General features: G+C 69.0%; 17 protein-coding genes. 5 read left to right on the top strand and 12 right to left on the bottom strand.

What is annotated here, in order from left to right:
- Positions 1 to 81 precede the first annotated feature (81 nt).
- Complete coding sequence (locus tag ABZS61_RS28400) at positions 82 to 1,635, top strand: MFS transporter (protein WP_356427183.1); 1,554 nt, start codon at positions 82 to 84, stop codon at positions 1,633 to 1,635.
- 99 nt (positions 1,636 to 1,734) lie between these two features.
- On the opposite strand, the gene ABZS61_RS28395 is transcribed toward ABZS61_RS28400, so the two are convergent.
- The 4 genes from ABZS61_RS28395 to ABZS61_RS28380 form a co-directional block, all read right to left on the bottom strand.
- Entirely contained in the window at positions 1,735 to 3,513 is a 1,779-nt protein-coding gene (locus tag ABZS61_RS28395) for a DUF4153 domain-containing protein (protein ID WP_356427180.1), read from the bottom strand.
- 192 nt (positions 3,514 to 3,705) lie between these two features.
- Positions 3,706 to 4,614, bottom strand: coding sequence for an ADP-ribosylglycohydrolase family protein (locus tag ABZS61_RS28390; RefSeq protein ID WP_356427177.1), 909 nt, complete (start codon positions 4,612 to 4,614; stop codon positions 3,706 to 3,708).
- 12 nt (positions 4,615 to 4,626) lie between these two features.
- On the bottom strand, positions 4,627 to 5,286 hold the full coding sequence (locus tag ABZS61_RS28385) for a histidine phosphatase family protein (RefSeq protein ID WP_356427174.1): 660 nt from the start codon (positions 5,284 to 5,286) through the stop codon (positions 4,627 to 4,629).
- Positions 5,287 to 5,382: 96 nt separating this feature from the next.
- Positions 5,383 to 5,988, bottom strand: coding sequence for a YdbC family protein (locus tag ABZS61_RS28380; protein WP_356427171.1), 606 nt, complete (start codon positions 5,986 to 5,988; stop codon positions 5,383 to 5,385).
- A gap of 201 nt (positions 5,989 to 6,189) precedes the next feature.
- On the opposite strand from ABZS61_RS28380, the gene ABZS61_RS28375 reads away from it, so the two are divergent.
- Entirely contained in the window at positions 6,190 to 6,726 is a 537-nt protein-coding gene (locus ABZS61_RS28375; RefSeq protein ID WP_356427168.1) for a TerD family protein, read from the top strand.
- A 305-nt stretch (positions 6,727 to 7,031) separates the two neighbouring features.
- Here ABZS61_RS28375 and ABZS61_RS28370 read toward each other — a convergent pair whose 3' ends face one another.
- Positions 7,032 to 9,941 (bottom strand): vitamin B12-dependent ribonucleotide reductase, encoded by a 2,910-nt coding sequence (locus ABZS61_RS28370; protein ID WP_356427165.1) that lies wholly within the window; start codon positions 9,939 to 9,941, stop codon positions 7,032 to 7,034.
- Between the two features lie 157 nt (positions 9,942 to 10,098).
- Positions 10,099 to 10,614: a transcriptional regulator NrdR gene (gene nrdR / locus ABZS61_RS28365; protein ID WP_356427162.1), complete on the bottom strand. Its 516-nt coding sequence runs from the start codon at positions 10,612 to 10,614 to the stop codon at positions 10,099 to 10,101.
- A 569-nt stretch (positions 10,615 to 11,183) separates the two neighbouring features.
- On the opposite strand from nrdR, the gene lexA reads away from it, so the two are divergent.
- Positions 11,184 to 11,981, top strand: coding sequence for a transcriptional repressor LexA (lexA, locus tag ABZS61_RS28360; RefSeq protein WP_356427158.1), 798 nt, complete (start codon positions 11,184 to 11,186; stop codon positions 11,979 to 11,981).
- Between the two features lie 62 nt (positions 11,982 to 12,043).
- Here the strand turns inward: lexA and ABZS61_RS28355 are convergent, their stop codons facing one another.
- The 5 genes from ABZS61_RS28355 to ABZS61_RS28335 all read right to left on the bottom strand — a co-directional run bounded on the left by ABZS61_RS28355 (position 12,044) and on the right by ABZS61_RS28335 (position 20,172).
- Positions 12,044 to 14,011 (bottom strand): ATP-dependent DNA helicase, encoded by a 1,968-nt coding sequence (locus ABZS61_RS28355; protein ID WP_356427155.1) that lies wholly within the window; start codon positions 14,009 to 14,011, stop codon positions 12,044 to 12,046.
- Positions 14,012 to 14,061: 50 nt separating this feature from the next.
- Complete coding sequence (locus ABZS61_RS28350) at positions 14,062 to 15,918, bottom strand: IucA/IucC family siderophore biosynthesis protein (RefSeq protein ID WP_356427153.1); 1,857 nt, start codon at positions 15,916 to 15,918, stop codon at positions 14,062 to 14,064.
- 60 nt (positions 15,919 to 15,978) lie between these two features.
- Positions 15,979 to 16,653 carry a GNAT family N-acetyltransferase gene (locus ABZS61_RS28345; protein ID WP_356427340.1) on the bottom strand — a complete coding sequence of 225 codons (675 nt, stop codon included), beginning with the start codon at positions 16,651 to 16,653 and terminating at the stop codon, positions 15,979 to 15,981.
- Positions 16,654 to 16,747: 94 nt separating this feature from the next.
- Positions 16,748 to 18,742, bottom strand: coding sequence for an IucA/IucC family protein (locus ABZS61_RS28340; protein WP_356427150.1), 1,995 nt, complete (start codon positions 18,740 to 18,742; stop codon positions 16,748 to 16,750).
- Positions 18,743 to 18,771: 29 nt separating this feature from the next.
- Complete coding sequence (locus ABZS61_RS28335) at positions 18,772 to 20,172, bottom strand: diaminobutyrate--2-oxoglutarate transaminase family protein (protein ID WP_356427147.1); 1,401 nt, start codon at positions 20,170 to 20,172, stop codon at positions 18,772 to 18,774.
- A 340-nt stretch (positions 20,173 to 20,512) separates the two neighbouring features.
- Between ABZS61_RS28335 and ABZS61_RS28330 the strand changes: the two genes are divergently transcribed.
- Entirely contained in the window at positions 20,513 to 21,733 is a 1,221-nt protein-coding gene (locus ABZS61_RS28330) for a hypothetical protein (protein ID WP_356427144.1), read from the top strand.
- A 232-nt stretch (positions 21,734 to 21,965) separates the two neighbouring features.
- Positions 21,966 to 23,150, top strand: a complete 1,185-nt coding sequence (locus ABZS61_RS28325; protein ID WP_356427141.1) for a hypothetical protein — start codon at positions 21,966 to 21,968, stop codon at positions 23,148 to 23,150.
- 111 nt (positions 23,151 to 23,261) lie between these two features.
- On the opposite strand, the gene hflX is transcribed toward ABZS61_RS28325, so the two are convergent.
- Positions 23,262 to 24,782: a GTPase HflX gene (gene hflX / locus ABZS61_RS28320; protein ID WP_356427138.1), complete on the bottom strand. Its 1,521-nt coding sequence runs from the start codon at positions 24,780 to 24,782 to the stop codon at positions 23,262 to 23,264.
- Positions 24,783 to 24,902: the final 120 nt, after the last annotated feature.

Raw genomic sequence — 24,902 nt, 5'->3', positions numbered from 1 at the left:
TGCGTTCACTAATGGGGACTCACTACCGTTGGCGGGACAGTGAACGCGTTCGTTCACTAACTCACTTGTGGGGGATCCATAGTGACAACATCTCAGTTAGAAACACAGAGCAAACCTGGCGCAGCGCGCCGGGCAGGGCGACCGGGGATCGCCCTCGCCGTCATTGCCGCATGTCAGCTGATGGTCGTACTCGATGCCACGATCGTCAACATCGCGCTCCCGCACATCCAGGACGCACTCAGCTTCTCCACGACCGACCTCTCCTGGGTGCTGAGTGCCTACACGCTCACCTTCGGCGGACTGCTGCTGCTGGGCGGCAGGGCGGGCGACATCCTGGGGCGCCGCCGGGTCTTCATGGCCGGAATCCTGCTCTTCACACTTGCCTCGCTCCTCGGCGGACTCGCCCAGGAGCCCTGGCAGTTGCTGGCCGCACGCGCGCTGCAGGGCGTCGGGGGCGCCATCGCGTCGCCCACCTCCCTCGCCCTGATCACCACCACGTTCCCGGAAGGGCCCGAACGTAACCGGGCGTTCGGCGTGTTCGCCGCCGTATCGGCGGGCGGCGGCGCGATCGGACTGCTGACCGGTGGCATGCTCACCGAATGGCTCGACTGGCGCTGGGTCCTCTTCGTCAACGTACCCATCGGTGTGCTCATCGCGGTCCTGGCACCGATGTACATCAACGAGTCGGAGAAGCACCCGGGGCGTTTCGACATCTCCGGGGCCCTGACCTCGACGCTCGGCATGGCTTCGCTGGTGTACGGATTCATCCGCGCCTCGGAGGCGGGCTGGCGGGACACCCTGACACTGTCGTCCTTCGGTGCCGCCGTGGTGCTCCTCGCCGCGTTCGTGCTCATCGAGTCGCGTGCGAAGGAACCGATCACCCCGCTGCGGATGTTCGCCGACCGCAACCGCTCCGGCACCTACATGATCATGCTCAGCCTGGCTGCCGCCATGTTCGGCATGTTCTTCTTCATCGTGCTGTTCGTCCAGAACGTCCTGAACTACAGCCCCATCGAGTCGGGGCTGGCGTTCCTGCCCGTCACGGTCGCGATCATCATGGGTGCGGGGCTCTCCCAGCGGCTGCTCCCGGTGCTGGGGCCGAAACCGTTCATGGTCACCGGGTCGGCCATCACCGGGATCGGACTCTTCTGGCTGACCCTCATCTCACCGGACAGTTCGTACGTGAGCGGTGTGCTCGGCCCGATGTTCCTCTTCGGATTCGGCATGGGGCTGAACTTCGTCACCCTCACCCTGACGGCGGTCTCGGGCGTCGCTCAGCACGAGGCCGGAGCCGCGTCCAGCCTTCTCAATGCGAGCCAGCAGGTGGGAGGTTCGCTGGGCCTGTCCATCCTGGTGACCGTCTTCGGCACCGCCGGCCGCAACGAGGCGGAGAAGCAGCTTCCGTCGTTCATGGCGCAGGCGACGCCCGAGCAGAAGGCGGAGTTCGCCAGGACGCACGAGTTGCCTGCGCCCTGGGGACACGACGTGCTCACCCACGGCATCTCCACGGCCTTCACGGCGGCGGTCGCCATGGTCGCACTCGCTCTGCTGACCGCTGTGCTGGTGATCCGGGTACGCAAGAGCGACCTGGAGGCACTGAGCGGGACGTCCGCAGCAGCGGGGCCCGGCGCGTAGCGCCGCCCGCCGGACCCGAACAGCACCGTGCGGGCCGCTCCTGGGGGAGCCGGCCCGCACGGTACGAACGGAATCAGTGAACGGGGTCAGCGAGCGACATCAGTACGGGTCGTAGGAGTCCTCCTCCTCGTATCCCCGCTCACTGGTGTCCCTGCCGAGCTCGTAGCACTCGCTCTCACGGTCGCTGACCGTGCGCTCCTCAAGGATGTCCCGGGCCCTGGCCTCGCCCCAGCTGGAGGCGTACCAGGGAGCGTCCGAGGTGACGAGATCGCGTCGGATCCTTTCCAGCGCGCAGGACCGCAGTGGCTCAGGAAGTTTGTCCAGAGCCGGTACGGCGTCGGCCGAGAGGCCCGCGAGGTAGTCGATGTCGATGTTCTTGTTGTCGTCGTAGCGCTGGACGCTGTGTTCCGCGATCAGCCCGTCGGGCGAGATCAGCCCGAAGGCCAGCACACCGGCAGCGGCACTCACTGCGATCGCGCGCGGCAGCAGCCTGGCGCCGAATACGCCCGCCGCGAGGATGAGGACCAGCACCACACCGAGCCAGAGTTCCACGGCAGCGACGGAGATCCGCAATCGGGTCAGGCCGAAGGAGTCCACGTAGAGGTCCATGCGGCGCAGCGCCGAGGCCACCACGACAAGCGTGAGCACGCACAGGGCACCGAGGACACCCCTGACAAGGGTCCGGTCACCCGACCTGCCCCTCGGCGCCCAGCGCAGCGCGAGTGCGATGACGATCAGGGTGAGGACCGTGGCCCAGAGCAACTGCCAGAAGCCCTGGCGTGCGTACTGGGCCGGCTTCAGTCCGGTCTCCTCGAGCACCTTGTCGTACCCGCCGAGCAGGACGGCGAGCTGAAGCGCGATGAAGGCGGCGAAGAGCAGGTTGAGAACGATCAGCGGAAGCGCCCACTCGACTCTGCCGCGGGCCGGTCCCGGACGGACGGTGATGCCGTCCCAGCGCACCGGGGCGGCCGCGGTGTGCGCGGCAGCGAGTGCGCCGACGAGCCCGAGCACGAACAGGAAGACCCGCCACGGCGCGTCGCCGAGAGACAGGTCGGGCAGGAGGTTGCCCAGAAGATCCGCGAATGCCGCGTCGGCGCTGGCGAAGAGTGCCCCGAACACGATCAGCAGGACGACGGCCACCACCGCGCTGCGTACCGCCGTACGCACATGGCCCTTGGAATCGTCGGCACGGTCGCGCACGCCGCGCACACCCCAGCGCAGGCCCGCCGGAACCGAGTGGAACAGCCCCAGCGATCCGATCAGGACCCCCAGCCAGCTTCGGCTGCCGTGCAGCGCGAGCGAGCCCAGGGCAAGTGCCGACACGACGGCGAGGAAGGTGGGCCAGCCCGCGTCCCGGAGTGCGGGAACCGCCAGGAGCGCCAGGCCTCCGACAGCCCACGTAACGGTCCACGGGCGGAACCTGCGCCCTGCCGCCTGTGCCGCGAAGAACGCCGCCAGGGTCGCGGGCACGGCGACCAGGAGAAGGTTCGGTCCCAGGCCGTCGCCGAGCAGCAGCGCACTGAGCAGGGCCGTGGCGAGGACCGACCAGAGCGTCGCGGCCCTGATCGCGGACGGCGATGAGGGCCGGAGCCCGGCCAGTACGCCCGGCGACGACTTCTGCGTGCGGCGCTGCCAGGGGTCGGCGGGCGGTGGTGGCCCCTGGAGGTAGGCGGGCCGCACCGGCGGCTCCGGGCCGGAATCCTGGGCCGGAACCCCTGCCCGTGTCCGCGCGGGCTCCTGAGGATCCGGCTTCTGTCTGCCGGGATCCTCGGGAGCCCCTGCGTCGGCCGGCTCGGGCACGGTGCCGGCTGCCTGGACGCCCCCGGGCGCCGGTGAAGCCTCGGACCGGCGGGCTGCCTCGGACGGTTGATCGGACATGGGACCCCTCCCCCACCGGGGTCCTTCCGCACGGCCACGTGGCGGCGCGCCGGCCCCGGCGTCTCATCGGCGCACGCCCTTCAAGATCAATGAGGGCGGCGTGGCCGAAAGATTAGCCCCGTCCCGGCGTCTCAAGGCATCCGGGGGGCTGCTGTGGCAGGACCGTGACAAGTGGAGGCAGCCGGTCGGCCGTCAGACGTGAGCCCCGCTCAGCCAGCGCGGCGGCTCCTCCGTCAGGGCCAGCCAGTCGGCCGGAGGTCTGCCGGCCTCGCCCGCGGCGACGACGCCGCCCACGATCGCGCAGGTGGTGTCCACGTCGCCGCCTGCTTGCGCAGTCACCCAGAAAGCCCGCTCGAAGTCGCCGAGACTGCGTGCCGCCGACCAGAGAGCGAACGGAACGGTGTCGTGCGCACTCGTACGGCGGCCGTTGCCGAGGACGGCCGCGACCGTCCCGGCGTCCCGGTAGTCGAGCATGTCGCGTGCACGGCGCAGCCCGGCACCGACCGCACTGCGCGGGACGAGCGCGACGACGCCGTCGAGCAGGCCCTCGGGCGTCGGCGGCCCGTCCGGCGAGGCGACCAGCGAGGCGGCTGCCGCGACGGCCATGGCGCCCACGACGGCTTCGCGGTGCTGGTGCGTGGTGTACGAGGAGATCTCGGCCTGGTGGGTGGCCTGCTCCGGGTCGTCGGCGTACCAGGCGCCGAGCGGTGCGATGCGCATGGCCGACCCGTTCCCCCAGGACCCCTGGCCCTGGAAGAGGGCAGAGGCCAGCTCACGCCAGTCACCGCCCTCCCGGACCAGTCTGAGCAGGCGGTTCACCGCGGGCCCGTAGCCCCGGTCGAAGTCGTGGTGCTCGGCGAAGGAGTGCGCGAGCGCGTCCTGGTCGATGCGCTGGTGCGCGGCCAGGACGGCGAGCACCGAGCATGCCATCTCGGTGTCGTCGGTCCACTGCCAGGGACCGGGCGGCAGGGCTCGCCTCTTGAGGAGCGGGTAGTTGGCCGGGACGAAGAACTGGGAGCCGAGGGCATCTCCCACGGACAGTCCACGCAGGCTGGCCAGAGCGCGTTCGAAGCGCCGGTCAAAAGCGGAGTCAACGGTCATCGCTCCACCACTCTATCCGGTACGGCCGTACGGCTCGGGAGTGCGCCACCGTTCGAAGGGCCGGTCGAGCGTGTACCGGCCGTTCTCGCCGAGCAGCAGCGTGCGGGACTCACCGTTGCCGGGATTGGACAGCGATTCGAACTCGGCGACCGACCAGTGGAACCAGCGCATGCAGAAGAGCCTCATGGTCAGTCCGTGGGTGACCAGCAGAACGTTCTCCGGGTGGTCGGGGGCCTCGAAGCTGCGGTGCAGACTCTCCAGGAACGCTCCGACCCGGTCGTACACATCAGCCCCGGACTCGCCCTGCGCGAAGCGGTAGAAGAAGTGCCCGTACGCGTCGCGGTAGGCCTTCTGCAGCCTGACGTCGTCCCGGTCCTGCCAGTTGCCCCAGTCCTGCTCGCGCAGCCGTGGTTCCTCCCTGATGCGTACCTGGCGCACGTCGAGACCGAACAGCCGGAACGTCTCGTGGGTGCGCCGGTAGGGAGAGACGTAGACGCTGACCTTCTCGTCCCCGAACAGCTCGCGCAGCTCCGTTCCGGTCTCCCGTGCCTGGCGCAGACCGGTAGCCGTGAGTCTCAGCGCGTGGTCGGGCTCACGTTCGTACACCGTGTCGTCGGCATTGCCCTCCGACTCGCCGTGCCGGACGAGAACTATGCGTTGCGGTCGCGCCATGTACCGACCCTAATTGCCGTCCGGCGTGACCGAGCAGTCGTACCGGCTCCATCCGGCGTATGTGACCGGGGGAACGCCGGTCGCGAGGAGGCACGGTCACACCGTCCAGGACGCCTCGAGCTGGACCACGTCCCCGGTGAGCGCCTTGACGTCCGTCTCCGTCTGCGCCAGTGCGGACAGCCGCGCGAGGCTCTCGGGCCGGTACTTGCCACGTTCGGCACTCGACTGCCACATCGACAGCACCAGGAATTCACACCCCGGCGCTTCTCCGAAGACCCCGCGGAGCATGCCGGGGGAACCGGCCATCGCCGGGTTCCACACCTGCTTCTGTGTGAGTGCGAAATGCTCGACGCGGTCCTCGAACACCCGGCTGTGCGCCACTCTCAGCACGTCCGCATCGGTGAAGAGCGGCTCGAAGCCGGTCTTCACGTCGAACCGGCACTCGAAGAGCTTGACCTGCATGTCCTTGTACATCCCGGACTGGGAAGCGGCCAGCCGGTCGTGCTCCCGGGCCATGAAGGAGTCGTAGAAGACCCGGTTCTCCCAGAATGCGAACACATGGGCGACATCGGGCTTCCCCCGGCTCCACCCACCGCTCTGCCCCCTGAACCCCGGCTCACCGAGCAGCCCCGCCCACTTCCGCTGCCCCCGTTCGAAACCGCGACGGTCGACCACGGTGCAACGAATCCACTTGACCAGCACCGGGCCATCGTACGGCGCCGAAGGTGGCGCGAGTCACGCTCCGGGCGGTCGTCCGGCCGGCCGGCCACGGCACCGGACATCCTCGGCCAGGCGATGGCCCGAATCCGCCCTGCCGACCCAACGTGGTTGGATCCACGGACAGTTACGGACATCATCGGGGTGGAAGAGGTCCGTCGGCCCAGCAGCAAGGAGGGAAGTCCGATGAGCACTCCCAACAAGGACATCGAGAAGGTCGAAGTGAGGGTCAAGTGGGACCCGAGCGAGACCGGCGAGCCCGCCAACGACCTCGACATCATCGCGGCCACGTACGAGTCGGAAGCCCCGTACGGCAGCCCCGCCTATCTCGTGCACTTCGACAGCCGCTCGCCGGACGGCACCATCACCCTGAACCGGGACAGCAGGACAGGCCAGGGTTTCGGCTTCGACGAGGTGATGACCATCGAGCTGGACCGGCTCTCGGACGTGTACACCAGGGTCGTCGTCGGGGTGGCCATCCAGCAGCGCGACGGACGGAAGACCTTCGGCCAGATAGAGCACACGGCCGTGCAGATCCGCGAGGGCTACACCAATCTGGACGAGGACGATTTCTCGGGAGTCTCCGCGGCCACGGCCGCGGTCGTCGCGGAATTCACCCGGAACGCTTCGGGGTCCTGGGGCTTCCACGCGGCCGTTCGCGGATACGACGGTGACCCTGATTCGTTCGCCGCGGTCATGGGAAACCGCCTCCCCGGGAGCTGAGAGCGAGGGCCCTCCCTGCCGGGAAGGTCACCCGCAGCTGACGGCCCGCTTCCGGCCCACCGCAGATGCCGATCCGCCGGTCTCCCTCCTTCCTTCCTGCGGTGTGACCTGATCGACGAGTAGCGCACCCGCATCCCCCGCCCGGTGATCCCCGGCGGGGGAAGGCCCTCCTCCTCCTCCTCCGCAACGAGCGCTTCCGCCTCGTAGCCCGGCGGAGCCGACGCGCGGGGCCTGGCACGCAAGAGGGGAGGGGCACCGGCTCATCAGCCGGTGCCCCTCCCCTTTCACGCGTCAGTCAGCCGATGTCAGCTGCAACCGCTGGTCGAGCCACAGCCCTCGCAGATGTAGCAGGATCCGGCGCGCTGCATCTTCGTCCCGCAGGAGAAGCACAGCGGAGCGTCCGCGCTGATGCCGAGCTGCATCTCGACCAGCTCGGCCGAGGTGTGTGCCGTCCTGGGAGCCGGCGTCTCGGCGACGCTCTCCTTGGGCGACGCGACCGCCTTCAGCGGCTCCACCTGTACGGGGGCGGACTGGGCCAGGCTCTCGACATCCAGCTGGTCGTCCCCGAAGGAGGGCTCGTACGAACCCGTGTCGAGGTGACGCTGGCGCTCCTCGGCCGAGTGGATGCCGAGTGCCGAACGCGTCTCGAAGGGCAGGAAGTCGAGCGCCAGGCGACGGAAGATGTAGTCGACGATCGACTGCGCCATCCGCACGTCCGGGTCGTCCGTCATACCGGCCGGCTCGAAGCGCATGTTGGTGAACTTGGAGACGTAGGTCTCCAGCGGCACGCCGTACTGCAGACCGACCGAGACCGCGATCGAGAAGGCGTCCATCATGCCTGCGAGGGTCGAACCCTGCTTGGACATCTTCAGGAAGACCTCACCGAGACCGTCGTCCGGGTAGGAGTTGGCGGTCATGTAGCCCTCGGCGCCGCCCACCGTGAAGGAGGTGGTGATGCCGGGACGGCCCTTGGGCAGACGCTTGCGGACCGGGCGGTACTCGACGACCTTCTCGACCGCGGTACGAATGGTGTCCTCGGCCTTGGCGGTGACGGCCGCCTTCTCCTTCTCCTTGGTCTTCGCGGAGAGGGGCTGGCCGACCTTGCAGTTGTCGCGGTAGATCGCGAGCGCCTTGACGCCCATCTTCCACGCCTCGAAGTAGACCTCTTCGACGTCCTCGACGGTGGCCGTCTCCGGCAGGTTCACCGTCTTGGACAGCGCGCCGGAGATCCACGGCTGGATCGCCGCCATCATCCGTACGTGGCCCATGGCCGAGATGGAACGCTCGCCCATCGCGCAGTCGAAGACGCTGTAGTGCTCGGGCTTGAGGCCCGGGGCGTCGATGACGTTGCCGTTCTCGGCGATGTGGGCGACGACCGCCTCGATCTGCTCCGGCTGGTAGCCGAGCCGGCGCAGGGCCTGCGGCACCGTGCCGTTGACGATCTGCATCGAGCCGCCGCCGACGAGCTTCTTGAACTTGACCAGGGCGAGGTCGGGCTCCAGGCCGGTGGTGTCGCAGGACATCGCGAGACCGATGGTGCCGGTGGGGGCGATGACCGAGGCCTGCGCGTTGCGGAAGCCGTTCTTCGCACCGATGCGGATCACGTCCTGCCAGGCCTCCGTCGCGGCGGCCCAGATCGGCGAGTCCAGGTCGTCCACGTGGACGGCCTTGCCGTTGGCGTCGGAGTGCTGCTTCATGACGCGCTGGTGCGGATCGGCGTTGCGGGCGTAGCCGTCGTACGGGCCGACGACCGCGGCCAGCTCGGCGGAGCGCCGGTAGGAGGTGCCGGTCATCAGCGAGGTGATCGCACCGGCGAGCGCACGGCCGCCGTCGCTGTCGTACGCGTGACCGGTCGCCATCAGGAGGGCGCCGAGGTTCGCGTAGCCGATGCCCAGCTGACGGTAGGCGCGGGTGTTCTCGCCGATCTTCTGGGTCGGGAAGTCCGCGAAGCAGATCGAGATGTCCATCGCGGTGATGACCAGCTCGACGACCTTGGCGAAGCGCTCGACCTCGAAGGACTGGTTGCCCTCGCCGTCGTCCTTGAGGAACTTCATCAGGTTCAGCGAGGCCAGGTTGCACGAGGTGTTGTCCAGGTGCATGTACTCGCTGCAGGGGTTCGACCCGTTGATCCGGCCGGACTCCGGGCAGGTGTGCCACTGGTTGATGGTGTCGTCGTACTGGATGCCCGGGTCGGCGCAGGCCCAGGCCGCCTCGGCCATCTTGCGGAAGAGGGACTTGGCCTCGACCTCTTCGATGACCTCACCGGTCATGCGGGCGCGGAGGCCGAACTTCCCGCCGGACTCGACTGCCTTCATGAACTCGTCGTTCACGCGGACCGAGTTGTTGGCGTTCTGGTACTGGACGGACGTGATGTCGTCGCCGCCCAGGTCCATGTCGAAGCCCGCGTCACGAAGGGCGCGGATCTTCTCCTCCTCCTTCACCTTGGTCTCGATGAAGTTCTCGATGTCGGGGTGGTCGACGTCGAGAATGACCATCTTGGCCGCGCGGCGGGTCGCACCACCGGACTTGATCGTTCCGGCGGACGCGTCGGCGCCCCGCATGAACGAGACCGGACCGGAAGCGTTGCCGCCGGAGGAGAGGAGCTCCTTGGAGGAGCGGATGCGGGAGAGGTTCAGGCCGGCTCCCGAGCCGCCCTTGAAGATCATTCCCTCTTCCTTGTACCAGTCGAGGATCGACTCCATGGAGTCGTCGACGGCCAGGATGAAGCAGGCCGAGACCTGCTGCGGCTGAGGAGTGCCTACGTTGAACCAGACCGGCGAGTTGAAGCTGAAGATCTGGTGCAGGAGGGCGTACGCCAGCTCGTGCTCGAAGATCTCCGCGTCGGCGGGCGAGGCGAAGTAGTCGTAGTCCTCGCCGGCCTTCCGGTACGTCTTCACGATCCGGTCGATCAGCTGTCGCAGACCGGTCTCGCGCTGCGGCGTGCCGACGGCCCCCCGGAAGTACTTGCTGGTGACGATGTTGACCGCGTTCACCGACCAGAAGTCGGGGAACTCGACGCCACGCTGCTCGAAGTTGATCGAGCCGTCGCGCCAGTTGGTCATGACGACGTCACGGCGCTCCCACGCGACCTCGTCGTACGGATGCACGCCGGGAGAGGTGTGGATGCGCTCGATGCGCAGACCCTGCTTGGTCGCAGTCGACTTGGCTCCCTTGGTGCGGGAACCTCGTGCCGGGCCGCTCGCCGTCTCTGTCATGCCGCCTCCCATATGTGGGCAAAAACGCCCTGAAGTGCCCAGTTCTTCCCAGGGCACAGTCTGTGTCTGAATACTCCGGACGCCGCGTGGGGCGCCGGGAGCAGGTCTGGTGCCGCCCGCCGTCGACCTCGTCTTTCCTGCCGGTCGGCGGCCGTGATCAATCTGCGGCGACAGCGGCGGGTGCGGGGACCTCGAGGATCTCGCCGCTCCCGCATTCCTCTGCGGGAGGCCGTTGTTCGCGGAGCTCCGCGATGGCGGCCTCGAAGTCTTCGAGCGAGTTGAACGCCCGGTACACGGACGCGAAGCGCAGGTACGCGACGAGGTCGAGTTCCTGCAGGGGGCCCAGTATGGCCAGGCCCACGTCGTGCGTGGTCAACTCGGCACTGCCGGTCGCCCGGACCGCCTCTTCGACCCTCTGGCCGAGCATGGCCAGGGCGTCCTCGGTGACGGGCCGCCCCTGGCATGCCTTGCGGACGCCCGAGATGACCTTGGTCCGACTGAAGGGCTCGGTCACGCCGCTGCGCTTCACCACCATCAGCGAGCAGGTCTCCACCGTCGTGAAACGGCGGGAGCAGTCGGGGCACTGACGACGCCGTCGGATCGACGTCCCGTCGTCCGTGGTGCGACTGTCGACGACCCGGCTGTCGGGGTGCCTGCAGAAGGGGCAGTGCATGGCTCCCAACCCTCCTTCACAGCACGACTGAATGGCCTGTTCAGGTCCGTCACGGACCTTCGAGGCAGCCTCAAGCATAGGCGATGGACTCAGCCCCGAAGGACCGGGACCACAAGTCCTGGGCGGCTGAACCAATCCAACCACTAGATCTAGGGTTCGGCGTCACTTTCGCCCCGGCGCGTGTCGTCGCCCGACGGGCGCCCCGGGCGCAGCCTACGACCCGGCACGAGGGTACGGGAAACGCACGACTGCCCGGATCCGGGGCCGCCGGGTGGCAGACTGGCGCGGGGCTCCTGGGCGCGCTTCGAAGCACCCTCGCGCGAGCCCGGACGGCACCCCCGCGCGGGACCCCGGGCACCGCCGGTGGACCGGGCCCCCGGGCACCGCCGGTGGACCCGCTGACGCTAGCGTGACCGACCGGATTCCCCTCGCCCGGAAGTCCGCTCATACACCTCACAAAGAGGCTGCGGCGGGCCTTTATTTGTTTTTCACTCGAACGTGTGTTTGGCGCAACCTTTCGAAAGCTACTACCGTTGTCCAACTAGGGAGACCATTCGAGAGGGGCCGACGTGACCACCACCGCAGACAGTGCCACCATCACTGCCCAGGACCACCGCTCCCAGAGCCGACTTGAGCCGGTGCATGCGATGAATGACTCAGGCACGAACCCGGAGGGGCCGGAGCCCACGCGCCCCGCGCGCTCGTTGCCCGGCCGGCCTCCAGGAATCCGGGCGGACAGCTCGGGGCTCACGGACCGGCAGCGGCGGGTGATCGAGGTCATCCGTGACTCCGTACAGCGCCGGGGGTACCCCCCGTCGATGCGAGAGATCGGTCAGGCGGTGGGACTGTCCAGCACGTCGTCCGTCGCTCATCAGCTGATGGCCCTGGAGCGCAAGGGCTTCCTGCGCCGGGACCCTCATCGTCCCCGGGCGTACGAGGTACGGGGTTCGGATCAGCCCAGCACCCAGCAGACGGACACCACGGGGAAGCCCGCGGCTTCGTACGTCCCGCTGGTGGGACGGATCGCGGCCGGCGGGCCGATCCTCGCCGAGGAGTCCGTCGAGGACGTCTTCCCACTCCCCCGCCAGCTCGTCGGTGACGGCGAGCTCTTCGTGCTGAAGGTCGTCGGTGACTCGATGATCGAGGCGGCGATCATGGACGGGGACTGGGTCACCGTCCGGCGCCAGCCCGTCGCGGAGAACGGGGACATCGTGGCCGCCATGCTGGACGGCGAGGCGACGGTCAAGCGTTTCAAGCGCGAGGACGGCCATGTCTGGCTGCTCCCGCACAACTCCGCGTACCAGCCGATTCCGGGTGACGAGGCGACCATTCTCGGCAAGGTCGTGGCGGTGCTGCGGCGGGTGTGAATCCGCCGGTTCGGACCGGGCCCCGGGATCCCTGCGCCGATCCCGGGGCCCTGCCATGTCCGCTACGGCGCCGGTTTGGCTGCCGCGTCGATGGCCGCGAGCGAGCGCCGTGCCTGGTTCCGGTCCGTGGTGTACCAGAAGTCGGGCATCGAAGCCCGCAGGTAGCTTCCGTACCGGGCGTTGGCCAGGCGTGGATCCAGTACGGCGACGACGCCCTTGTCACCCGTCGCACGGACGAGCCGGCCCGCCCCCTGCGCCATCAGCAGGGCGGCGTGCGTGGCCGCGACCGCCATGAAGCCGTTGCCACCGGCCTCCTCGACCGCTTTCTGTCGCGCGCTCATCAGCGGGTCGTCGGGCCTGGGAAACGGGATCCGGTCCATCACCACGAGCTGGCAGCTCGAACCGGGCACGTCGACGCCCTGCCACAGCGACAGCGTTCCGAAGAGACAGGTATCCGGGTCCGCTGCGAAATTCTTGATCAGCTCGCCGAGTGTCTCCTCGCCCTGCAACAGGATCGGCCGGTCCTGCCGGCCGCGCAGGTCCTCGGCGGCGGCCTGAGCCGCCCGCATGGAGGAGAACAGCCCCAGGGTCCGGCCACCCGCCGCCTCCACGAGATCAGCGAGCTCGTCCAGCATGTCGGTGCGGGAGCCTTCCCGCCCCGGGGTCCCCAGATGCCGGGCGACATACAGAATGCCCTGCTTCGGGTAGTCGAAGGGCGATCCGACGTCCAGCCCCTTCCACTGCGGGACATCCTCGCCCGCGGTGCCTTCGGGTGCGAGGCCCAGTGACGCCCCCACCCCGTTGAAATCCCCTCCGAGCTTGAGCGTCGCGGACGTCAGGACCACCGACCGGTCGGCGAAGAGCTTCTCGCGCAGCAGTCCCGACACCGAGAGCGGCGCGACGCGCACGGACGCCCCGAAGCGGTCGTGGCGCTCGTACCACACCACGTCGTACTCGGAACCCTGCGTGATGCGCTCCGCGACGCTGTGGACCGACTCGACCGACGCCATGGCCTGCTTGCGCACGGCGTCCTCGTCCTGGACGGACTTGTCCCGCGTGGAGCCGAGGGCAGAGATCACGGTGCGCGCGGCGTCACGCAGCGCCATCAGGGCGTAGCCGAGGTCCTCGGGAACCTCCTCGAGACGTCCCGGCAGAGCCAGCTCCATCACCCGCTCGAAGCCCTCCGAGGCGGTCTGCAGCGCGTCGGCAGCCTTCTCGTTGACCAGCTTTGCCGCACGGCGCACCGCACGGTTCACCTGGCCGGGCGTGAGCTCGCCGGTGGCCACACCCGTGACCCGCGAGACCAGCTCGTGAGCCTCGTCGACGATCAGCACCTCATGCTTGGGAAGCACCGGCGCACCCTCGATCGCGTCGATGGCGAGCAAGGCGTGGTTCGTGACGACGACGTCGGCGAGCTTGGCGCGCTCCCGTGCCATCTCCGCGAAGCACTCCGCACCGTACGCACACTTCGTCGCACCGAGGCATTCCCGCGAGGACACCGAGATCTGCGCCCAGGCCCGGTCCGAGACGCCCGGCGTGAGGTCGTCCCGGTCTCCGGTCTCCGTCTCGTCCGACCAGTCACGCATGCGCAACAGGTCCTGGCCCAGCTTGCTCGACGGAGCAGCGGCCTCGAACTGGTCGAAGAGCCCCTCCTCCTCTTCCTGCGGCACCCCCTCGTGCAGACGGTGCAGACACAGATAGTTCGACCGGCCCTTGAGCATCGCGAACTGCGGGCGGCGGCGGAGCAGCGGCTGCAGCGCGTCGACCGTCCGCGGAAGATCCCGCTCCACCAGCTGGCGCTGGAGGGCGAGGGTCGCTGTGGCCACCACGACCCGCTCCCCGTGTGCCAGCGCGGGCACCAGGTATCCGAGGGACTTGCCCGTGCCCGTACCGGCCTGGACGAGGAGGTGGGCATTGTCGTCGACAGCCTCGGCAACGGCCGAGGCCATGCTGGCTTGGCCGGGCCGTTCCGTACCGCCGACAGCGGTGACGGCGGCGTGCAGGAGCTCGGGGAGAGATGGCTTCGTCATAGCCCGACCACCCTACGGCTCACCACTGACACCGGCGTTCACTCCCGGCCTCACGCGGAGAGGTGGAGCGGGTTGGGAACCGAACCGTGGACGGCCGCGTGCGGGCGCTCCGGCCTGTCGCGGTAACCGTCCAGATGCAGACGGTTGCGGTTGAGGCAGAGACGCTCGATCCTCGGCGCCAGCATGTCGAACATCTCGAACCGCTCCTTGAGCTCGGGAAACCGGGCGTGATGCCGGAGGATCTCGGCCCGGACGAGTGACCAGAATTCACTCTCCGGTACATCCAGCTGTTCCTCGCAGACCGGGGACAGATAGCGGAAGACGCCGACGAAGAGCCCTGAGTGGATGAACTGGGTGAGGAAGGACGCGTCCTCGGTCAGCAGGATGCTGCGGACCTCCTGGGGCATCGGGTCCTGTTCCGGCAGCGGCTGGGCGCTGACGTTCACGTCGTCGACGAAGTCCTTGATCGCGAGGCGTACCGGTACGTCGTTCTCGTCGAAGACGACGATGGCGTTCTCGCCGTGCGGGGAGAAGACCGTGCCGTAGCGGTACAGGAAGTGCAGCAGCGGGGGCAGCAGCGCGGCGAAGAGCCTCGTCAGCCAGGCGGCCGGTGTCAGCCCCGAGCGGGCGACCAACTCGGCGGTGAAGGCACGGCCTGCTGCGTCCGTGTGCAGCAGAGAGGCGAGCGTGCGCGCACGCTCGCCGGGTGCCAGCCTCGGTTGCAGGGGTTCTCGCCAGATCGCGCCGAGGATCTCCTTGAACTGATAGGGCGCCTCGGGAAGATGGTCGTAGAGCGGATGCTCGACCGTCACCGACGCGACCTCTCCGAGCAGGATGACTCCGCAGGTGTCGCGCAGGAAGGGGTCGCTGTCGCACAGGCCCTGGACCCATGCGGTGACTGCCGGCGCGGCGAGCGTGCGCTCGGTCGGGAGACCTCGCCAGACGAGTGTGTTGAGGATCGACAGCGGCAGCTTGACCGTGTGCCGGTCGGGCCGTCCGACGTTGGTGAAGGTACGGATGGACTGCTGCGGCAGCCGCAGGTCGTCGTCGGCGTGCAGGGGCACGATCGCGCCGTCCGCGATCGCCGGCGCGAAGAGCGGGACGACCCACTCGTCCCACTGCCACGGGTGCACCGGAAGGAACAGGTAGTGCTGAGGGTCGAGGCCGCGGGCGCGCAGAACGGTGGCGAAGGAGGCCCGGACGGCCGGATCCAGTTCCTGGGCGTAAAGGTGCTCGGGGGTCGCGAGAGCCTTGACGCCCCGATACCCCGCGATGCGCGTGCTGACCGCGATCCACGGCAGCCTGGTGGCGGACCGGGCTTCGGGGGTGAAGCGGGCCGCGTCGGCGGCGGAGAATCCGAGGCGCCCCTTGTTGGCCACGAGCCAGGGATGGCCTGTCTGGTGTCCTTCCAGTTCGGCGTACGGAAGCTCGGCCAACTGTGACGCGCCGAGTGCGGTGTGACCGAGCCGGGCATCGGCAGCGAGCGTGGTGGTGAGCTCGCGGATGAGGTGGCCGAGCGTCGCACCGTCGAGCCCGAGCAGGTGACGGGCGCGGGTGAGGAACTGCAGAGGGTCACGGAACGTCGTGCCGCTGTCGTTTCCTCCGTGGGCCGCCGGGGTGTCCTCCTGTGGGAGCTCGCGGATCGAGTCCGGGTCGACGCGCCAGCTGCCGTAGACGCCGCGCCTCGCGCGGAAGTGCAGTGCTCCACCGTCGTCGAGCGGCAGGGCGTAGCTGCCGTCGTTCCCCGGTCGCGCTGTGGGCTCGATGACTTCCTCGTAGGCGAACTCACTGATCATCTTCGCCAGCAGCCGCACTGCGGCCCGGTCCCAGAGTGCCCGGTTCAGTTCCGGTGCGTCGAGCAGCGTCTGAGGCTCCGCTGAGTTGTGGCTCGCAGGGTATGTCTGCACGGGGACTCCTCGGGTGGGAACCGATGGGGTTCGAGCGGTGTAGGTAAGGCAGCGAGTTGTTCACAGCTGTGCACGGTGGGCTCGGTCGCGAACCATCAGGGCGGCTCGCTTGTCAGGTAGTTCCACTTCGGCGAAGAAGCGGAAACCAGCGCTCAGGAAGGCGGAGACGGAAGGGGTGTTGCGCAGATCGGGCTCTGCGACGACGCGTGCGCACAGGGGACGGTTGTCGAGTACGAGGTCGGAGACGGCGCGGAGCAGTGTGGTGCCGATGCCCCGGCCTCGGTTGTCCACACCGCCGATGAGGAGGTGGATGCCTGTGTCATGGAGCCGGGCGGGGTAGTGACGGGCCAGTGGGTCCAGGTCCGCGCGGTAGATCTCCCAGTAGCTCATGGGCCTGCCGTCCAGTACTCCGAGGCAGGGGACGCTGCGGCCGTCTCCGTCGAGCTGGCGACGGATATGACCGGCAGTGATCGATTCCGGTCCCGCGAGTTCCCAGAAGGCGGCGACCGCGGGGTCGTTCATCCAGCGGCTGATCATCGCGAGATCGCGTGCCGGCTGGACGGGAACCAGCTGGAACACACCGGCGGAGGTGGTGACCGGGCGCCATGCGGCAGGGCTGCCGAGTAGATCGGAGACGTCGGGGGGCCGGACGACTGCTGCCGGTTGTTCGTCGCCGAGCAGGGCGAGGAGCTCTTCGGTCAGCCGCAGGTCCAGGGTGTCCTCGGCACTCGTCACACCCGGTGGGGCGGCACCGGTTCCGGCATCTGCGTGCGCATCGGCGGGAGGCACCGTGACGCTCTCCTCTCGTGGTTTCGGACGGTCCTGCCTGTCAGGCGCGGAGGGGGTTGGCGATGGTGACGTAGACGGACTGGGTGTCGACGGGGCCGACGAGTTCGTCGAGACCGTGCAGTCGGGTCAGCAGATTTGCCTTGCAGCGGAGTTGCGGGGTTCCGAGCAGATATGCGGGCAGTGGCGACCCCAGGGGCACCGCCGCCTCCAGGAACCGGCGGAACGCGGCAAGGAGCAGTTGTTCCTCGGCGAGCCGCTGGGACCCGAAGGCTCCGATGAGTCCGAACACGTTGTTGATGCCGAGGTAGTACGCGAGGCGCTCATCGGTGACAGCGTCGGAGACGAAGGTGTCACTGACCGCGCCGATACCGGGAAGCCGGTGCTCGAGTGCGGCGCGGTGGGACTCACGGAAGTAGTAGCCCTGGTTGTCGCGGTACCTGCCGCCAACCGGCCAGCCGTCCGGGTCGAGGAGGACGAGAGTGTTCTGCTGGTGGGCTTCCAGGGCCACACCGGCGGTCGCATCGAACCAGAGAACGGGGAGGACGACGCGGTCGAGATAGCGCAGGAACCACTCGGCACAGACGGCTTGGGGCGTCCTTCCGGTACGGGAGACGAGGCGGGCCACGATCTCCGCGAGTCGTGAGTGCATGCCCGCACGGCCCGGCCAGGGGCGCGGTGCGGTGAGTCCGGCGATACAGACGGCGTCGTCGGCCGGGCCGAACGGATTGTGGCGGAGCATCACGTCCAGGCCCGGGACCGGGCTGCCGTCCGGGGCGTCGACGGCGAGCCATGCGGGGTCCCGGACGATGTCGAAGCCCGGGTGGGCCTTCCGCCACTGGTCACCCAGTCCGGTGCCGAGCAGCCGGTGGACCTCTGCTCCGCGGTGGAGTTCCTTGCGGAGGTTCTCCCGACGGGAGTTGGTGATGCGTACTCCCAGAGAGAGCTTCAGCATGATCCCGGCACCGGGCCGGTGCACGGTGCGTACGGAGGAGGTGGGGTGCCACTCCTCCCCGTGCGGGCCGAGGTCGTGCAGCAGCCCCTTCTCGCACAGTGCGGCGACTTCGGGGCGGCGCTTGAGTTCCGCGGCCTGCCAGGGGTGGAGCGGGAGCGCCGTGGTTCCGCTGGGGAGGCGCAGCCCTTCGAAGTGGGGTGCCAGGAGTTCCTCCGCGGACACCGGACGCCCGCTCTGGGTCCAGGACGAGCCGGTGGCCAGCACGGACCGGTCCACAGCCATCCAGTGAAGAGGGAAGGAGCCGCGCAACTCGGGTGAATAGAGGCGGGTCTCGGAGTCGGAGAGACCTTCACGGCTCTTCGGCGTGGGATGCAGCGGATGGCCGAGGAGGAGTGACTGTTCCGCCGTGAGGAAGAGGTCGGCCCCGGGGTGAGCTGCGGGTTCGCGGCGCCGGTCCGCGATGAAGTCGGCTGTGCGCCTGACCGAGTCGGCCACTCGGGCGACCATGTCCACGCCGGCGTTCCTGCAGGTCTCACGTCCCATGAGTGCGGCCACGGTGACGGCATCGACGCTTGCGGCTCCGGGCGCGTTCTCCAGGGTGGGCGTGCCGAAACGGTGCCACCCCGTCGCGGACCAGTGGATGACGGGGGCGAGGAGTGCCGTACCACTGGCGGGCAGGGGGACGCGCAGGGTGCTGCCCTTCGGCCGGGGCAGGTCGTTCTCCCTGACCCAGCAGCGCAGCAGGTTCTCCGTGCCCGCCGCGTCCGCGGCCTGGAGGGGGTCCGGGTGCCCGAGCGGGTCCGGGTGCCCGAGGGGGTCCGGGTGCCCGAGGGGGTCCGGGTGCCCGAGGGGGTCCGGCAGACCGGACGCATCAGGCCGGGTCAGGGCGTCCGGGGCGTCGGGGAGGTCTTCCGGGAGCGTGCCTGCGGTGCCGGCGGCCGGAGTGTGCCGGGTTCCGTGTGGCCCGACCTTCTGCCTGGGCACGCTCGTCGATTCGAAGGCGAGAGGGCCGTCCGGCAGGTTCTGTCCTCGCTGCTGGCTGGTGGGAGGGCCGTCGGCCTCGGGCGCAGGGGTGGGGTTCACGGCGGTCTTCCTTGGTGAGGGGTCCGGGATCAGCGGGTCGGCCCGGCAGCGGCCCGACGGTACGGCGAGCGCTCTGCGGCCCTCAGCGCGTCGGCGAGGCGGTCGACCACGGCCGTTGCCTGTTCGTCGGTGAGGGTGAGCGGAGGAAGGAGTCGGACCACGGCATCGTGGCGCCCACCGAGTTCGACGATGAGGCCCCGGTGCAGGCATTCCTGCTGGACCGCGGCGGCGAGTGCCGGGTCCGGCGGGGGCGGGATCGGGGGCGAACCGATCTCCGCGGTGCGGGCGAGAGGTGCGGCTTCGGGGTCGACGAGCTCGATCCCGATCATCAGCCCACGGCCTCGGACGTCACCGATGTTGGGGTGATCCGCGCTCAGCGCCCGGAGGCTGGCGAGCATGCGCGCCCCGAGCGTCGCGGCACGCTCGGCGAGCCCGTTCTCCCGTACGTGGGCGAGGGTGGCGGCGCCTGCGGCCATGGCGAGCTGGTTGCCCCGGAAGGTACCCGCGTGGGCGCCCGGCTGCCAGACGTCGAGTTCGGAGCGGTAGACGATCACGGCGAGCGGCAGCGAGCCTCCGATGGCCTTGGAGAGCACCATCACGTCGGGCACGATGCCGCTGTGCTCGACCGCCCAGAAGGTCCCGGTCCTGCCGACGCCGGTCTGTACCTCGTCCGCGATGAGCGGGATGGAGCGGGACTCGGTGATCTCCCGCATCCGGCGCAGCCAGCCGTCGGGAGCCGGATTCACTCCGCCCTCGCCCTGGACGGGTTCCAGGATCATTCCGGCAGGAGCGGGAACACCGCCCTTGGGATCGTCCAGGAGGCTCTCGGTCCAGCGAGCGGCGATGTCCGCGCCCCGTTCCCCTCCCTCTCCGAAGGGGCAGCGGTAGTCCTGCGGGAAGGGCAGCCGCGTCACTCGTACGTCCGGGGCTCCGCCCGACGCTGCCAGAGCGCCGGCCGTCATCCCGTGGTACGCGCCGGTGAAGGCGAGGAGTTCGCTGCGTCCCGTCGCGGCACGCACGAGCTTGAACGCCGCCTCCACCGCGTCCGTTCCCGCGGGGCCGCAGAACTGGATCCGCGCGTTGTCGGCGAACTGCCGGGGCAGGGTGGCGAACAGCTCGGTCGTGAAGGCGTCCTTGACCGGTGTGGCCAGATCGAGCACGTGCAGGGGTGCTCCGGAGTCGATGACCTTTCTGATGGCCTCGAGCACCACGGGGTGGTTGTGTCCGAGAGCCAGGGTGCCCGCTCCGGACAGGCAGTCGAGATAGCGCCGCCCGTCGGCACCTTCGATGGTCATACCCCTCGCCCGCACGGGCACGATCGGCAGAGATCGTGCGTACGTACGGGCCGCCGATTCACGCAGTGCCTGTCGTCGCAGAATCCCCTCGTGCGCAGCGGGCGGAGCCACCGGAGCTGGTTCGGTCACGGCCACGGCTGGTCGTCCTCCTGCTGTAACAGTTGCGTTGCACGTCAGTACGGTGCCCCGGGAACGGACGACGTGGGTGAACGCTGTCCGGGGGTCCCCCGTACGTACCAACGACGCGGGACGCCGGGGATCACGGGTAAATCGGAAGATCCTTGCGGAGACGGAACCGTGGCCCTGCCGCGTACCGTCCCCCACGGCACCGGCATAGTGGGGGCCGCACTCAGGACGGGCTGCCGCTCCTACGCCCTCGGTGCGCGCGCCGCCGTACCACCGGGCAAGGCCGCGTGCACCCAGCAGTCCGCAGTGCAGTACCGAGTAAGTGACGAAGTCCCAGGGGGATCACCACATGCGACCCATCCGCCAGATCGATACCGCACGCCGCGGGAGGAGCGCACGCCGCATCTCCCCCGTGTTCGCCGCAGCCGCCCTGGCCGCTGTTCTGACGCTCACCACGACCGCCTGCGGCCCGGAGGAGGACGCGGCGAGCAGTGAGCCGAGCGCCGCCGCCGAGCACTCGTCCGACGGCAAGGTCACCATCCCTGACGATCTGAAGGACCGGCTCAAGGAGCACGGGATCGACATCGAGCAGTGGAGGGACGGCGAGTGGAAGAACTGGGACAAGGACAAGTGGCTGCGTGAGGCCAAGGACTACGTCAACCCGATCATCGAGGACCTCTGGGACCCGGACCGGATGCGGGATGCCGACAAGTCCCCGGAGAAGCCTGTCGACAACGACATCTCGGGCGACGAGGGCGTGACGGATCCGACTCCCGCTCCGGTCCGGGCCGCGGGCGTGAAGACCCCGTACAACAGCAACGCGCCCGAGTCGGGGAAGCTGCTCTTCGACGGGCCGGAGGGCTCGATGGTCTGCTCGGCGACCGTGGTGAAGGACCCGGCCCACCCCGGCAAGTCCAACATGGTGTGGACCGCGGGGCACTGCGTGCACGCGGGCAAGAACGGTGGCTGGTACCGCAACATCGCCTTCGTACCGTCGTACAACGACAGCGGCCTGTCGGTGGCCGAGCTGCAGGACGCGACCAAGGAGGAGATCGCCCCGTACGGCGTGTGGTGGGGCCAGTGGGCACAGACCTCCGAGCAGTGGATCGCCCAGGGCGCCTCGACGGGCGGGCAGGGCGCTCCGTACGACTTCGCGGTCCTGCAGGTCACGCCGGAGAAGGGTGCGACGGGCAAGTCCCTGGAGGAGACCGTCGGTTCGGCGCTGCCGGTCGACTTCAACGCCCCGGCCGTCCCGGAGATCGACACCATGACGGCCACCGGCTATCCGGCGGCGCCGCCGTTCGACGGCCAGAAGGCGCTGCAGTGCTCCGACAAGCCGGGCCGCCTCTCCATCGCCGAGGACGATCCGACGATGTACCGCATCGGTTGCACGATGACCGGTGGTTCCTCCGGCGGTGGCTGGGTCGCGGCGGGCCAGGACGGTAAGCCCGCCCTGGTCTCGAACACCTCCATCGGCCCGGTCACGGCGGGCTGGCTGGCCGGACCCCGCCTGGGTTCGGAGGCTCAGGGGATCTACACGGCGGTCAGCAAGAAGTACGCGGGCCGGTAGATCCGGTCGCGTCCGCTCCTTCTCGCACGAGCGGCAGCACATCGGGCCCCCGGTACGGCAGTTGACGTACCGGGGGCCGTGGCGCCTGGGTGGGTGTGCGGGCCCCACGGAAGGCTTCGGAGTGCCGCCACGTCATAAGGTGGGCTCCGCACCACGAATGGTCAGGGGTGCGCCGACGCACCCACATGACGCGCTCATGGCAATTCGCACAGCATTCAGGGGGATCTTTTCCATGCGACCGATACGTCCGCTGCTGGCTGCCACCGGCCTCGTCGCGGCGCTCGCACTCAGCGCCACGGCCTGCGGTCCGAGCGAGGACAACGCCGCAGCAAAACCTGCAGCCGAAACCGCGGGATCCACCGGATCCACCGGGGGGTCCGACCCGGGTGATACGCCCGCGGACCTGGCCGACGCCCTCAAGAAGCACGGCGTCGATCCGGAGAAGTGGAAGAAGGGCGAATGGAAGAACTGGGACGAGGACACGTGGCTGCGTGAAGCCAAGGACTTCGTCAACCCTGTCATCGAGGGGCTGTGGAAGCCCGACCGGATGAAGACGGCCAAGGACCCGGCCAGGACCATGTCGGCCGGCGACCTCTCCGGCGACCAGGGCGTGAGCGACCCGGAGCCCGCACCGGTCCGGGCCGAGCCCGAGAAGCTGCCCTATCACAAGCATGCGGCCCCGGTCGGCAAGGTCTTCTTCGACTCCCCCGAGGGCTCCATGGTGTGTTCGGGCACCGTGGTGAAGGACCCGGAGAACCCGGGCAGGTCCAACCTCGTCTGGACCGCCGGACATTGCGTCCACGCCGGCTCGGAGGGCGGCTGGTACCGCAACATCGTCTTCGTCCCCTCGTACAACGACCAGGGCAAGTCCGCCGCCGCACTGGAGAGCGCACAGCCTCAGGAGATCGCTCCGTACGGTGCGTACTGGGCGGACTGGGCCGCGTCCTCCGGCGAGTGGATCGCCGACGGGGGCCACACGGGCGGCGCGGGAGCCCCGTACGACTACGCGGTGCTCCACGTGAAACCGGAGAAGGGCACCAAGTCGCTCGAGGAAACAGTGGGCAACGCCCTCACCGTCGACTTCGACGCCCCCGAGATCCAGCAGATCAGCGGCATGGGCGCCTGGGGCTACCCGGCGGGTCCGCCGTACAACGGACTGCTCATGCACAAGTGCGTCGACCGCCCCGGCCGCCTCTCGGTCAGTCCCGGGACGCCGACGATGTACCGCATCGGCTGCTCCATGACCGGTGGCTCCTCCGGCGGCGGCTGGTTCGTTGCAGGCCCCGACGGCAAGTCCGTCCTGGTCTCCAACACCTCCATCGGCCCGGTCACGGCGGGCTGGCTGGCAGGTCCTCAGCTCGGTGAGGGAGCGCGGAGCATCTTCACCATGATGAGCGAGAAGTTCGCGGGCCGGTAGTCGGGCCGGGCCCGCACGCGCCATGGCCGAAGGCCCGGGCCCCCTGAGGGGTCCGGGCCTTCGGTCTGCGCACTGCCCGGAGAACATGTCCCCGGAAGCAGATCGGTGCTGTCAGCCGGTCACCGGCACGAACATCGCGAGCTCCGCTCCGAGTTCCTCGTGCACCCGCGCCTTGAGCAGTGTGCCCTCCGCGGTGTGCTCCTCGGAGATCACCTCGCCCTCGGCGTGGACCCGGGAGACGAGTCCGCCCTGGATGTAGGGCACGAGCGCCTCGATCTCGACGGACGGGTGCGGCAGCTCTGCATCGATCAGAGCGAGCAGCTCGTCGATGCCGGCACCCGTGCGGGCCGACACGGCGATGGCGTGCTTCTCGGTGCGCAGCAGCCGCTGGAGCACGAGCGGGTCCGCCGCGTCCGCCTTGTTGATCACGACGACCTCGCGCACGTTGACAGCCCCGACCTCCCGGATCACCTCGCGCACAGCAGCGAGCTGCTCCTCCGGCACCGGGTGGGAACCGTCCACCACATGCAGGATCAGGTCGGATTCGCCGACCTCCTCCATGGTGGAGCGGAACGCCTCGACGAGGTGGTGCGGAAGGTGACGCACGAAGCCGACGGTGTCGGCCAGGGTGTAGATCCGGCCGGTCGGTGTCTCCGCCCGGCGCACGGTCGGGTCAAGGGTGGCGAACAGCGAGTTCTCCACGAGGACGCCCGCACCGGTGAGGCGGTTGAGCAGCGAGGACTTTCCGGCGTTGGTGTAACCGGCGATCGCGACCGACGGCACCTTGTTGCGCTTGCGTTCCTGGCGCTTGATCTCGCGGCCGGTCTTCATCTCCGCGATCTCACGGCGCATCTTCGCCATCTTCTCGCGGATACGACGCCGGTCCGTCTCGATCTTGGTCTCACCGGGACCACGGGTCGCCATGCCCCCGCCGCCGCTGGATCCGCCACCGCCCATCTGCCGGGAGAGCGACTGACCCCAGCCGCGCAGTCGCGGCAGCATGTACTGCATCTGTGCCAGCGACACCTGCGCCTTACCCTCTCGGGACTTGGCGTGCTGGGCGAAGATGTCGAGGATCAGGGCGGTCCTGTCGACCACCTTGACCTTGACGACGTCTTCCAGATGGATCAACTGACCCGGGCTGAGCTCACCGTCGCAGACGACGGTGTCGGCCCCGGATTCGAGAACGATGTCGCGCAGTTCCAGCGCCTTGCCCGAGCCGATGTAGGTGGCAGAGTCGGGCTTGTCGCGCCGCTGGAAGACGGCGTCGAGCACTTGCGCGCCCGCCGTCTCGGCCAGTGCCGCAAGCTCCGCGAGCGAAATCTCCGCGTCGTGCACCGTGCCCGAGGTCCAGACACCGACCAGCACGACGCGCTCGAGTCGCAGCTGCCGGTACTCGACCTCGGTGACGTCCTCGAGCTCGGTGGAGAGCCCGGCCACGCGACGCAGTGCCGCGCGCTCGGAGCGGTCGAGCTGGTCGCCGTCCCGCTCGCCGTCGATTTCGTGGCTCCAGGCGACGTCCTCTTCCATCAGGGCGTCGGCCCGAAGGCTCTCGTTGAGGCTCTCGGAGTTGCTTTCCGTGGCGCTCTGCGCGTCCTGCGCGTCCTGGGGAAGGGAAGAAGAGGAGGTCATTGGATCCTTACGTCGATAGAAGTCCGATACGTCAGTCACAACGCGTGACCCCGCCGGAAGATTCCCGTGGGGGGATTTCCCGGCCGGCCGCGGTGCCGACGCCCTGATAGTGGCATGTCC

It is taken from the genome of Streptomyces sp. NPDC005566 (assembly GCF_040605575.1).
In the GTDB taxonomy this organism is placed as follows: domain Bacteria; phylum Actinomycetota; class Actinomycetes; order Streptomycetales; family Streptomycetaceae; genus Streptomyces.
The sequence above is the reverse complement of the archived record's forward strand: the minus strand, read 5'-3'. Positions and strand labels throughout refer to the sequence as shown.